Raw genomic sequence first — 12,197 nt, 5'->3', positions numbered from 1 at the left:
TCGCGGAATCGCGGAAATCGCCGGAAAGCAGGCATGCGAGGGGCGTCAGCTCGACGCCCTCCCGCCACCGGTGTTATTTGTTTTCGAGCAGGGAACGCAACATCCATGCGGTCTTTTCATGCACTTGCATACGCTGGGTCAGCAAGTCCGCCGTCGGTTCATCACTGACTTTATCCAACAACGGGAAGATCCCCCGGGCTGTGCGAGTCACCGCTTCCTGGCCTTCGACCAGTTGCTTGATCATGTCTTCAGCGCTTGGCACACCCTCTTCTTCCTTGATCGAAGAAAGTCGCGCATACACCGAGTAGGCACCCGGCGCGGGAAAGCCCAGGGCACGAATACGCTCTGCGATTGAATCCACCGCCAGCGCCAGTTCGTTGTACTGCTCTTCAAACATCAAGTGCAGTGTACGAAACATGGGCCCCGTTACGTTCCAATGGAAGTTGTGGGTCTTCAGGTAAAGTACATAGGTATCGGAAAGCAGTCGCGAAAGTCCATCAACGATTGATTTACGGTCTTCTTCACTGATACCAATATCGATTGCCATGTGTTTCCCCTTCAATTGATAAAAATTCATTGATCAGGTGCAGGACCACTCTAGCAAGAGTGCCGGCCGTGCGCAGCCTGGCTGACCCTTTCAAGGTGCGGCAAATCGCCCCTTGCAGAGCGGGCTTGCCCGACAGGCAAGGCTTCAACAGCTACCGGAAAAATTACCCAGCACCTGCGAAAAAGCCTGCACCTGTCTAGGACAAGTGTTTGACGCAGAAATGCCGCGCCCCTTGTAACAGCCTGAAATGCTTGATTTGAGTAGGCACAGGCTTTGCTGTTAAATAGGCAGCGTGTCGCCGCCGATATTTTTCGCGGCAAGCGGCATAGGCTGATACCCGTGCACGTGCCCAACGCCTCCCATTGTTCAGAAGCGAACCGTGCCCGTCAGCTCTTCCTTGTGATCCGTCTTAACGTGAGTTAATCAAAATGTTGAAAATCGTCCACCTGCTAACGGGCGCTGCAGCTTTGCTGCTGTCCTTTATCCCCAGCCTGCGATCAGAGACCCTGCCTTACCTGCAGCAACCTGACGCTCTCTACCTGACCTTCTTTGGTCTTCTTAACCTGACACTGGCTCCAGTCATTCCATACTGGAACAAAGGCCCGCGTCATCAACTGCAAAACCTGGTCAGCGCCCTGCTGGTCCTGGCTGTTGTCGTGCAAACCCTCACCCTGCTGGCGCCTATGCCTGAAGTGGGTGGCCACCCGGCCGTCCTGCTCAGCCTGGCAATAGCACTGGTAGCCATCGTTCTTCATCTGGCCATCAGTTTTTACCGCTCCTCCCCGGCCGCTGCGTCGCAAAGCTACGACATGACCAACCGGGATACCGGGACCGTCAAGTGGTTCAACACCTCCAAGGGCTTCGGCTTTATTTCCCGGGATTCGGGCGACGATATCTTCGTCCACTTCCGGGCGATTCGCGGCGAAGGCCATCGCGTACTGGTGGAAGGCCAGCGCGTGGAGTTCTCCGTCATGAACCGTGACAAGGGGCTGCAAGCTGAAGATGTGATCGCCGCATTGCCGCGTCGCTGATTCCAGCACCCCGAAAAAAAGAAACCGCGATGCAGCCTGGCTGCATCGCGGTTTTTTTATGCCCGGGGGTTCAACCCCTGCCTTATTAATAATGAGGCGGCGGCGCCTCTTCCTCGGACGACTCGAACTGGCCGCCCATTTCTTCCTGGCGCTTGAGCAACGCAGTCATCTGCAACTGCAGGCGTTCCACGGCACGCTGCTGGGTGACCAGGATGTCATTCAGGGTCTCGATGGTGTCGTCCTGAAAGGCCAGGCGGCTTTCCAGGTCGGTCACGCGGGCTTGAAGATCCATGGCTCAAGCCTCCAGGAACGTGAAGTCGGCCGGCAGGATCTCGCGCAGGCGCGTACGAATTGCCACCACTTGCTCGTCACTGTAGGGCCTCGCCGGGTGCTTGCCCCAGACCGGCGCAGGCCAGGCCGCGTCGTCGCGCTTGCGTACGATCACATGCACGTGCAGCTGGCTGACCACATTACCCAAGGCACCGATATTCATTTTGTCGGCGCCGAACCCTTCGTTCAGCCACTGTGCCAGTGCCGTGCTTTCCTGCCACACCCGCTGCTGGTCGGCGACATCCAGTTGAAACACTTCGCTGATACCGTCAATGCGCGGCACCAGGATGAACCAGGGGTAATTCGAGTCATTGGAAAGCAGCAGCCGACACAGGGGGAAATCCCCGATAGGCAAGGTGTCTTGTTGAAGACGTGGATCTAAGGCGAACACAGCAGTCACTCCCGTTCGGCGGGTCAGGTTTCAGGCGCCCAGCATACCTGCGAATGCCAGTCGCTTCACGGCGAATGCGCGTGGCCGAATACGCGCCCAAACAGGACGCCACGAAAAAAAGCGCACCATTTCGAGACAGGCCAATATTTCAGCTACGCTAAATGACCAATGTATCCAATTCTGGTCAAAGTCGGGACGCGGAACATGCTTCAAGACCTTGAGCCAGACGGCTTTCAAAAGGCGAAGGCTGAACGGGAGCAGAAACGCAGCCAGTGAAGCACTGCACCAAAATGACCCATTTGTGCTTCAAAGGGATCCGCCAACTACCCACCGAACGGGGTGAACCGGTAACGTTTTGCTCTGGTAAAGGTTTTATGCGCCACCGAACCGGAGTGCGGCAGGCGCGTCAAGGCCAAACCAAACGGCGTAAAAAGCCCGTGCTTATGCGGTTTTTACAGGCCGTTGACACTTTTCACGAAAAAATCACATTCGGTTACGGGTTTGTGCACGCTTGTTGCATTCACACCCATATCGTCGACAACGGCACCGGCGGGAAGCAGGTGTTTCGCGACGGAAAATAACAGCGGTTCAATGCCTGGCAGGGATGAGTTGAAACTTTCAGGGGTGACTTTTCCACCCCGCTTCCAAGGTTTTAAAACAGCATTGAAGTTGTCAGTCCGGTTACAAGTGGACTGTGAATTTGCGACATGGAGCTAGCAATTTACGACAGGCCCGTAAAGAAGCTGAAAGGATAGATGTGCAAGTATCGTCAATAATGTCTGCGTGATATAACTTTGCGCCGACACAAAAAAGAAAGAGCCGCCCAGACAAAAATATAGGTGGGACGGCAGTACTCTTCCTAAAACCAAAGGAGCAAATCACGATGCGCGTGATGAAGTGGAGCATGATCGCCCTGGCTGTTTCAGCAGGCACCTCGCAGTTCGCAATGGCGTCCTCCCAGGACGATTCCAAGGGCTTTGTTGAAGACAGCACTTTCAGCATCAACACTCGCCTCCTGAACTTTAGCCGCGACTTCCGTAACAATGACACCGGCAAGAGCCGCGTCGACGAAACCGGTCTGGGCTTCAACGGCCTGTACCAGTCGGGCTTCACCCAAGGCACCATCGGTGTGGGTGTCGACGTCATCGGTCTGTTGGGCGTCAAACTGGACAGCGGCAAGGGTCGTTCCGGCACTGGCCTGTTTCCAACTGGCTCCGACGGTCGCGCTCAGGATGATTACTCCAAGGGCGGCGGCGCAGTTAAGTTCCGTATCTCCGATACGGTCCTGAAAATCGGCGACCAGTACACCACCGCGCCTGTATTCGCTTCCGATGACAGCCGTCTGCTGCCTGAATTGCCACAGGGTATCTCGCTGACCAGCAACGAGATCAAAGGCCTGAAACTTGAAGGCGGTCACTTCACTTCGAGCGTGGCACAAGCCCAGACCTACCGCGACAGCCTGGGCCTGACAAAAACCGACTTCATCGGTGGTGTCTACGCCCTGACTCCAGAAGTCAGCGCCAGCCTCTACTACGCGAAGACCGAAGACTACTGGAAAAAAACCTACGCCAACCTGAACTGGACCCATGCGCTCAGCAATGAGCAGTCCCTGGCGGTCGACTTCAACATCTACAGCACCAAAAGTGATGGCGCTGGCCTGCAACGGGCTGAGAAAGACGGCACCACCAAACTGGACAACCGTGCCTACAGCTTGCAAGGCGCGTACACCATCCAGGCTCACACCTTTACCCTGGCCTACCAGAAGGTCAGCGGTGACGGTGACTACGGCTACGGCGTAGACGGCGGCGGCACGATCTTCCTTGCCAACTCCATCGCTCGTTCCGACTTCAACGCTGAAGACGAGAAGTCGTTCCAGGCTCGCTACGACCTGAACATGGCGACTTTCGGCGTACCAGGCCTGAGCTTCATGACTCGTTACGTCAAAGGTACCGGCGCCAACACCGCCGACACCTCGAACGGCAAAGAGTGGGAACGTGACATCGAAGCCAAGTACGTGATCCAGAGCGGCCCGGCAAAAGACCTGAGCCTGCGCGTGCGTCAAGCCACTTATCGCTCCAGCGATGGTGTGTACTACGGTTCGGCGTCCATCGACGAACTGCGTCTGATCGCGCAATACCCGCTGAACATCTTGTAATTGGCAGTTTGATTACAACGATGACTTAGGGTTTCGGCCCTAACTAAAAAGCCGCTCACTTGTTCGCAAGTGAGCGGCTTTTTTATTGCAACTTAATCTCAACAACCCGATAACTAGCAAGCTAACTATCTAGTTTAATCCTGCGTAACAAACCTGACACATCGGCCAGGTTTAATCATCCAGTCACACTATTACTTCCCAGCACTTTCCTGCATGACGCGAATAACCCGTTGTGGAAACGGAATATCAATCCCCGCCGCTTTCAAACGGTCACGTGCCAGTTCATTGAACATGAACATCACATCCCAATAATCCGAGGTCTTGGTCCAGACTCGCAGGGATACAGTGATTGAACTGTCGCCCAGGGTCGAAACCACGGCTGCCGGCGCAGGATCAGCCAGTACCCGTGGGTCCTTGGCCAGTTCCAACAGCACTTCGCGCGCTTTCTGCAGGTCGGCTTCGTAGTCGACACCCACATCAAATACCACTTTACGGGTCGGCTGACGGTTGGTGTTGGTGATGAGGCCGTTGGACAGGCTGCCGTTCGGGATGATCACCGTCTTGTTGTCGCCGGTGCGCAACACGGTGTGAAAGATCTGGATGCTGTCGACGGTACCGGAAGTGCCCTGGGCTTCGATCCAGTCACCAATGCGGAACGGACGGAACAACAGAATCAGCACGCCGCCGGCGAAGTTCGCCAGGCTGCCTTGCAATGCCAGGCCGATGGCCAGGGTGGCGGCGCCGATCGCGGCAACGAACGAGGTAGTTGCGACGCCGATCATCGAGGCCACGTTGACCACCAGCATGACCTTGAGCGCAATGTTCGCAAGGCTGGTAATGAAGTGTTGCAGCGCCAGGTCCGCATTACGCAGTGCCAGCAAACGCCCCACTCGGTGGGTCAAGACGTTGATCAGCCACCAACCGATGGCCAGGGTGACCACCGCCAGCAAAAATCGGCTGCCGTATTCCATGATCATCGGTAACCATGACTCCGAGCTCTTGATCAGGTGATCCACTTCAGCGTTCAAGTCCATCTACATTCTCCTGTTTACCGGATGCTCGGCCTATTGGTTGGCCCTAAATACAATTGAGCCCCGTAGGGCTCAATGGTGGGCGCAGGTTCTGGGGCGTGGGACGTCAAAAACGCCCACAGGTTCCCCAAAGTGCTATCAGTCGCGGAAGTTATTGAACTGCAGCGGCATGTCGAAGGTCTTGGCGCGCAGGGCAGCAATGGCCTCTTGCAAGTCGTCACGCTTCTTACCGGTGATACGTACCTGCTCGCCCTGGATGGCGGCCTGGACCTTGAGCTTGGCGTCCTTGACGTGGGCGACGATTTTCTTCGCCAGCTCCTTGTCGATGCCTTCCTTGAGCACGGCTTCCTGCTTCATCAGCTTGCCGGACGCATAGGCATCCTTGATTTCGAGGCATTGCGCGTCGATCTTGCGCTTGACCAGAGACAGCTTGAGGATCTCAATCATCGCTTCCAGCTGGAAGTCGGCTTCCGCGGTCAGGTTGACGGTCAGCTCCTTTTCCTTGAACTCGAAGCTGCCCTTGCCCTTCAAGTCATAGCGGCGATCCAGCTCCTTGACGGCGTTCTCGACGGCGTTGGTGACTTCATGTTTGTCCAGTTCGGATACCACGTCGAACGACGGCATGTAATTTCTCCAATAAAAAAGGGGCGCGGCTCAGTAGAGATGGAGCACGCCCGGGCTAAAATGCCCGGGCATTATAGCGGTTCTTTCGCCTCGTTCACTGCGGGCAGCCTTACGGAGTAAAAACTGATGTCGACCACCTGGCACGTCCTCGGCGCCGGCAGCCTCGGAACACTGTGGGCCGCCCGCCTGGCCCGCGCCGGGCTGCCCGTGCGCCTGATCCTGCGGGATCACAGGCGGTTGGCGAGCTATCAGACGGCCAATGGCCTGACCCTGGTCGAGCAAGGCGTGGCTCACACCTACCCGGTCGTCGGCGAAACCTCCGACAGCCCTGGGCAAATTCATCGCCTGCTGGTGGCATGCAAGGCCTACGACGCCCAGGAAGCCGTCGCACAGCTGGAACATCGACTGGTGCCGGACGCCGAACTGATCCTGTTGCAAAACGGGCTGGGCAGCCAGGACGCAGTCGCCGCCCAACTGCCCCAGGCACGCTGCATCTTCGCCTCCAGCACCGAAGGCGCGTTTCGCGAGAGTGACTGGCGAGTAGTGTTTGCCGGCCATGGCTACACCTGGCTGGGGGATGCTCGGCACCCTACTCCGCCGCTGTGGCTGGATGACCTGCAAGCCGCCGGCATTCCCCATGAGTGGAGCACCGACATCCTCACCCGCCTGTGGCGCAAACTGGCCCTGAACTGCGCCATCAACCCGCTGACCGTGCTTTACCAATGTCGCAATGGCGAGCTGCAAGACCATCAGTGCGAAGTGGCCACCCTGTGCGCCGAACTCGCCGACCTGCTGGAATGCTGCGGCCAACCCGCTGCCGCAGAGGATTTGCACAGCGAAGTGGAACGGGTAATCCAGGCCACGGCGGCCAATTACTCCTCGATGTACCAGGACGTGGCCAGTGCCCGACGCACCGAAATCAGCTATTTGCTGGGCTATGCCTGCCAGGCGGCCGCCCGCCACCAACTGAGCTTGCCGCACCTGCAACAACTCCAGGCGCGCCTGGTACGGCAACTGTCTGCACGCGGATTGCCCAGCGACTGAAGCACGCGCTACCCTGCCTGCTTGTTCCTTTGCAGCGAAAACCTTGATGCCACTGCGCCAGCGTCTCGAAAATCTACCGGTTGGGCAGAAACTGCTGGCGGCCCTGCTGGTTTTGTTGACCACCGTCTTGCTGGTGGCCAACCTGACCTTTATCAGCGCCGCCTACTGGATCTCCCAGGAAAGCATGGCGCCCCAGGCCTTGCAGGCCATCGGTCGGCTGGTGTCCAACCCCTCGCTCGCCGCCGAGTCCCTGGACTCACCGCTCAAGGCGCAAACCCTGCTGGATGAACTGACCAGCTACTCGCCATTGCGGGCCGCGGCCTTATACGACGGAGATGGCACGCGCCTGGCCCAGCTGCAACATGCCAATCGCCTGCACCTGCCAGATAATTTCCGGGACATTGAAACCTGGCGTACCACCGAATTTCGCAGCAACCAGGTGATCACCCTGCCCCGTGCCGGCAAACCGTCCGGGCACTTGCTGCTGGTGGCCAGCAGCGAACTGCCGGTGGCTTTCTATACCGGTACCTTCACCGCCAGCCTGGGTATCCTGATCTTCAGCGTGCTGCTGTGGCTGGTGATCGCCCGGCAGATCAAGCGCCTGATTACCCGGCCGATCCATGAACTGGAAGAATTGTCGCGCCAGGTCACCCGGGAAGAGAACTACGCCCTGCGCGCCGGGCGCGGCAATCATGATGAAATCGGCAGCCTCGCCGAAGCTTTCAACACCATGCTTTCGCGCATTGAAGCCCGTGAGCAGCAACTCAAGCGCGCGCGAGACGATTCCCAGGCCGCCTACGATCAAGCCCAGGGCTTGGCGGAAGAAACCCGCCACACCAATCGCAAGCTGGAACTGGAAGTCCAGGTGCGCAGCAAGATCGAGAAAAAGCTCACCGGCTTCCAGAACTACCTCAACAGCATCATCGACTCGATGCCCTCGGCGCTGATCGCCCTCGACGAACAACTCTACGTCACCCAGTGGAACCAGGAAGCCAGCGCACTTTCCGGGACCCGCCTGGACGAGGCACTGAACCAGCCGATCTTCCTCGCCTTCCAGCCGCTCAAGCCGTTCCTGCCGCAGATCAAGGCCACGGTAGAGCAACACACCGTAGAGCGGATCGAGCGCGTTACCTGGGTCAAGGATGACGAACCCAAGCACTACGCCCTGACCTTCTACCCGTTGATGGGCGGTGCCGGGCGCGGCGTGGTGATCCGGATCGACGACATCACCCAGCGCTTGTCCCTGGAAGAAATGATGGTGCAGTCAGAGAAAATGCTCTCGGTCGGTGGCCTGGCCGCCGGCATGGCGCACGAAATCAACAACCCGCTGGGAGCGATCCTGCATAACGTGCAGAACATTCGCCGCCGGTTGTCCAACGAACTGCCGAAAAACCTCGAGCACGCCGAACAGGCGGGTATCGACCTGGACTCGGTCAACCGCTACCTGCAAAGCCGCGAAGTGCCACAGTTGCTCGACGGCATCCAGCAGGCTGGCGCCCGGGCGGCGAAAATCGTCACCCACATGCTCAGCTTCAGCCGCCGCAGCAACCGGCAGATGGCGCCGTGCGACTTGCCGGCCTTGATCGACCAGGCCGTGGAAATTGCCGGCAACGACTTCGACCTCACCGTCGGCTTCGACTTCAAGGGCCAGGCGATCATCCGCCAGTTCGACCCGCAACTGGGCCCGGTACCCGGCACCGCCAACGAACTGGAGCAAGTACTGCTCAACCTGCTGAAAAACGCCGCCCAGGCGATTCATCAGCGCGAAGACGGCAGCGAGCCCGGCCGGATCATCCTGCGCACCCGGCTCAACCCGCCGTGGGCAGAAATCCAGGTGGAAGACAACGGCATCGGTATGAGCGAGAACGTGCGCAAACGCACGTTTGAGCCGTTCTTCACCACCAAGGAAATCGGCCAGGGCACCGGGCTTGGGTTGTCGGTTTCGTATTTCATCATCACCAACAATCACAAGGGGCAGATGGAAGTGCATTCGACCCTTGGCCAGGGTACCTGCTTCACCTTGCGCCTGCCCCTGGCGGGCAGCCAATTGCCACCCAACGAACTCACTCAACTGGAGCGCTAACCATGGGCTTTCGCCTGTCGAAAATTTACACCCGTACCGGCGACAAGGGCGAAACCGGCCTGGGCGACGGCCGCCGCGTGCCCAAGGACCATCCACGGGTGGAGGCGATTGGCGAGGTGGATGCGCTGAACAGCCAGTTGGGTTTGTTGCTGGCGGGATTGGAGGAACAAAGCGGGCAGCATCCAGCGTTGAAGGATGTGATCGAGGTGCTGACACCTTGCCAGCATCGTCTGTTTGACCTGGGCGGCGAATTGGCGATGCCGGTGTACAAGGCGCTGAACGCGGCGGAAGTCGACCGGCTTGAGGCGGCGATCGATCGCTGGAATGAAGAGGTCGGGCCGCTGGAGAACTTCATTCTGCCGGGTGGTTCGGCGTTGATTGCCCAGGCCCATGTATGCCGAAGCCTGGCTCGCAGTGCGGAGCGCCGGTGTCAGCACCTGAATGCAGAGGAACCGCTGGAAGGCGTCGGGTTGGCGTACATCAACCGGCTGTCGGACTTGCTCTTTGTGGCAGCCAGGGTGATTGCCAAGCGCCAGGGCGTTGCAGAGATCTTGTGGCAGGCGGCGGCAAAGCCGCACTGACGCTTACTGACCGATTGCAACCTGTGGCGAGGGAACTTGCTCCCGCTGGGCTGCGTAGCGGCCCCAAAAAAGCGGGAGCGCTGCGCACTCCAGCGGGAGCAAGCTCCCTCGCCACAACAGCTCCCCTGGCCACTCGCCAGGGTTATGCCTAAACCTCAGGCCAGAACGCCCGAATCCCCGCCACACCTTGAGCACCAGCCTCCCAGGCCTTTTCCCGCTCAGCAGGACCCACCCCACCGAGCAAGAACACCGGTTTGCTGAACCCACTGATCAACTGCTGCGCCTGCTCCCAGCCCAACGGCTCGGCATCAGGATGAGTCAGGGTGGGCTGCACCGGCGACAAGGTGACGAAATCCACGTCCATCAACTCCGCCAAGGCTAATTCCTCAGCATTGTGGCAAGACGCCGCCAACCAGCGATCCTTCGGCAAAGGACGTCCCTTGCTGGCGTACTTGCGCAGTTGCGCCGAGGTCATATGCCAGCCGGCCGCGGGAAAATCCCCCAGCCATTCAAACGGCCCCTTGAGCATCAGTTGCGCCTTGCCCGCACACAGGCCCACGGCATCCACCGCCAGGTCACGGTACTTGGGGTCGTAACCGTTGGGGGCACGCAGCTGAACCAGCTTGATGCCACCAGCGATGGCTTTTTGAATACCGCGCAGCAGGACGGGTGTCTCCAGCTCGCCCGGAGTGATCAAGTAGTCAGCCGGTAAACGCGCCGCCGCAACGATCGGCGCATTGGCTGCCGGAAACTCATAGTTCGGCAGGTCCCGCTGGGCCACCCACTCAAGGGGTTGGCCTTCGGCACCGTGGGGCTCGCCGGTAAAGGCCGAGACTTCCCAGACATCCAGCAACACCTGTTTGTCCGGGTAATCATGCTGCACCTTGATCAACGGGCGAGCCGCCGTGACCTGGATGCCCAGCTCCTCCTGCAATTCACGGGACAGCGCGGTAGCGACCGACTCATCGGCCTCCACCTTGCCACCGGGAAACTCCCAGAGGCCGCCCTGATGCTGGGTATCGGCGCGGCGCGCCAGCAGAATCCTGCCGTCGACACCCCGGATGACCGCTGCTGCTACATGAACTCGTTTCACCGCACTATTTCCTCTGAATCGGTTTGAAGACCTACCTGGTATCAGGTGCGGTATTCCGCGTTGATCTTCACGTACTCGTGGGACAGGTCGGTGGTCCAGATGGTTTCGCTGCACTCACCGCGACCCAATTCGATACGGATGGTGATTTCTTCCTGCTGCATCACCGCCGAACCCTGGGCTTCGGTGTACGTCTCGGCCCGGGCGCCACGGCTGGCGATGCACACTTCGCCGAGGAACACGTCGATCTTGCTCACGTCCAGGTTCGGCACGCCGGCACGGCCCACAGCGGCCAGGATACGGCCCCAGTTCGGGTCGGAGGCAAACAGCGCGGTCTTGATCAGCGGCGAGTGAGCCACGGTGTAACCGACATCCAGGCATTCCTGGTGGTTACCGCCGCCGTTGACTTCAACCGTCACAAACTTGGTGGCGCCTTCGCCGTCGCGCACGATGGCCTGGGCCACGTCCATGCACACTTCGAACACCGCCTGCTTCAACGCGGCGAAATACGCGCCGTTGGACGAGGTGATTTCCGGCAGGTCAGCCTGGCCGGTGGCGATCAACATGCAGCAATCGTTGGTCGAGGTGTCGCCGTCGATGGTGATGCGGTTGAAGGACTTGTTGGCGCCGTCGAGCATCAGGTTTTGCAGCACGTCACGGGAGACTTTGGCGTCGGTGGCGATATAGCCCAGCATGGTCGCCATGTTCGGGCGAATCATGCCGGCGCCTTTGCTGATGCCCGTGACGGTAACGGTCACGCCTTCGTGCACAAACTGACGGCTGGCGCCTTTTGGCAGGGTGTCGGTGGTCATGATCCCGGTAGCCGCAGCCGCCCAGTTATCCACCGACAGGTCATCCAGCGCTGCTTGCAGCGCGCCTTCGATTTTCTCTACCGGCAGCGGCTCACCGATCACGCCGGTGGAGTACGGCAGCACCTGGCTGGCCTCCACGCCGGTCAGCTCCGCCAGCTTGGCGCAGGTGCGGGCAGCGGCGGCCAGGCCAGGCTCGCCGGTCCCGGCGTTGGCATTGCCGGTGTTGGTCAACAGGTAACGCACCGGGCCTTCGACACGCTGCTTGGCCAGAATCACGGGCGCGGCGCAAAACGCGTTCAGGGTGAACACACCCGCGACGGTCGAGCCTTCGGCACAGCGCATCACCACCACATCCTTGCGCCCCGGGCGCTTGATGCCCGCCGAAGCGATACCGAGTTCAAAACCGGCAACCGGGTGCAACGTGGGCAAAGGACCAAGACCAACAGCCATGAATGCGCTCCTAAAAATATTGGGTGTG

12 protein-coding genes are annotated in these 12,197 nt (G+C 59.3%); 5 read left to right on the top strand and 7 right to left on the bottom strand.

The features are described 5' to 3' along the window. Nucleotides 1-73: 73 nt before the first annotated feature. A complete protein-coding gene (locus A462_RS25730) occupies nt 74-547 on the bottom strand; it encodes a Dps family protein (RefSeq protein ID WP_003209800.1) in 474 nt (157 codons plus the stop codon). A gap of 428 nt (nt 548-975) precedes the next feature. On the opposite strand from A462_RS25730, the gene A462_RS35045 reads away from it, so the two are divergent. Beyond that, the gene (locus A462_RS35045) at nt 976-1,578 is read left to right on the top strand and encodes a cold-shock protein (RefSeq protein ID WP_003209798.1); all 603 of its coding nucleotides are present in this window, start codon (nt 976-978) and stop codon (nt 1,576-1,578) included. A gap of 85 nt (nt 1,579-1,663) precedes the next feature. Here the strand turns inward: A462_RS35045 and A462_RS25740 are convergent, their stop codons facing one another. Together A462_RS25740 and A462_RS25745 are read right to left on the bottom strand one after the other, a co-directional pair. Further along, complete coding sequence (locus A462_RS25740; RefSeq protein ID WP_003209796.1) at nt 1,664-1,870, bottom strand: SlyX family protein; 207 nt, start codon at nt 1,868-1,870, stop codon at nt 1,664-1,666. Between the two features lie 3 nt (nt 1,871-1,873). After that, nucleotides 1,874-2,299, bottom strand: a complete 426-nt coding sequence (locus A462_RS25745) for an HIT domain-containing protein (protein WP_008432371.1) — start codon at nt 2,297-2,299, stop codon at nt 1,874-1,876. 883 nt (nt 2,300-3,182) lie between these two features. Between A462_RS25745 and A462_RS25750 the strand changes: the two genes are divergently transcribed. Next, a complete protein-coding gene (locus A462_RS25750) occupies nt 3,183-4,454 on the top strand; it encodes an OprD family porin (RefSeq protein ID WP_003209790.1) in 1,272 nt (423 codons plus the stop codon). 191 nt (nt 4,455-4,645) lie between these two features. Here the strand turns inward: A462_RS25750 and A462_RS25755 are convergent, their stop codons facing one another. Together A462_RS25755 and A462_RS25760 are read right to left on the bottom strand one after the other, a co-directional pair. Continuing rightward, the gene (locus A462_RS25755) at nt 4,646-5,488 is read right to left on the bottom strand and encodes a mechanosensitive ion channel family protein (RefSeq protein ID WP_008432369.1); all 843 of its coding nucleotides are present in this window, start codon (nt 5,486-5,488) and stop codon (nt 4,646-4,648) included. A gap of 135 nt (nt 5,489-5,623) precedes the next feature. Continuing rightward, entirely contained in the window at nt 5,624-6,109 is a 486-nt protein-coding gene (locus A462_RS25760) for a YajQ family cyclic di-GMP-binding protein (RefSeq protein WP_003209785.1), read from the bottom strand. A gap of 126 nt (nt 6,110-6,235) precedes the next feature. Here A462_RS25760 and A462_RS25765 point away from each other — a divergent pair, with 126 nt between their 5' ends. The 3 genes from A462_RS25765 to A462_RS25775 are packed head-to-tail and all read left to right on the top strand — an operon-like array spanning nt 6,236 to nt 9,817. Beyond that, nucleotides 6,236-7,153: a putative 2-dehydropantoate 2-reductase gene (locus A462_RS25765; RefSeq protein WP_008432365.1), complete on the top strand. Its 918-nt coding sequence runs from the start codon at nt 6,236-6,238 to the stop codon at nt 7,151-7,153. 46 nt (nt 7,154-7,199) lie between these two features. After that, nucleotides 7,200-9,236 (top strand): sensor histidine kinase, encoded by a 2,037-nt coding sequence (locus A462_RS25770; protein WP_003209782.1) that lies wholly within the window; start codon nt 7,200-7,202, stop codon nt 9,234-9,236. Nucleotides 9,237-9,238: 2 nt separating this feature from the next. Continuing rightward, complete coding sequence (locus A462_RS25775; RefSeq protein WP_008432363.1) at nt 9,239-9,817, top strand: cob(I)yrinic acid a,c-diamide adenosyltransferase; 579 nt, start codon at nt 9,239-9,241, stop codon at nt 9,815-9,817. Nucleotides 9,818-9,965: 148 nt separating this feature from the next. Here the strand turns inward: A462_RS25775 and A462_RS25780 are convergent, their stop codons facing one another. Further along, nucleotides 9,966-10,910: a Nudix family hydrolase gene (locus A462_RS25780; protein WP_003209779.1), complete on the bottom strand. Its 945-nt coding sequence runs from the start codon at nt 10,908-10,910 to the stop codon at nt 9,966-9,968. 41 nt (nt 10,911-10,951) lie between these two features. After that, on the bottom strand, nt 10,952-12,169 hold the full coding sequence (argJ, locus tag A462_RS25785; protein WP_008432361.1) for a bifunctional glutamate N-acetyltransferase/amino-acid acetyltransferase ArgJ: 1,218 nt from the start codon (nt 12,167-12,169) through the stop codon (nt 10,952-10,954). Nucleotides 12,170-12,197 lie beyond the last annotated feature (28 nt).

This window comes from Pseudomonas sp. Ag1 (genome assembly GCF_000278565.1).
Classification (GTDB): Bacteria; Pseudomonadota; Gammaproteobacteria; order Pseudomonadales; family Pseudomonadaceae; genus Aquipseudomonas.
The sequence above is the reverse complement of the archived record's forward strand: the minus strand, read 5'-3'. Positions and strand labels throughout refer to the sequence as shown.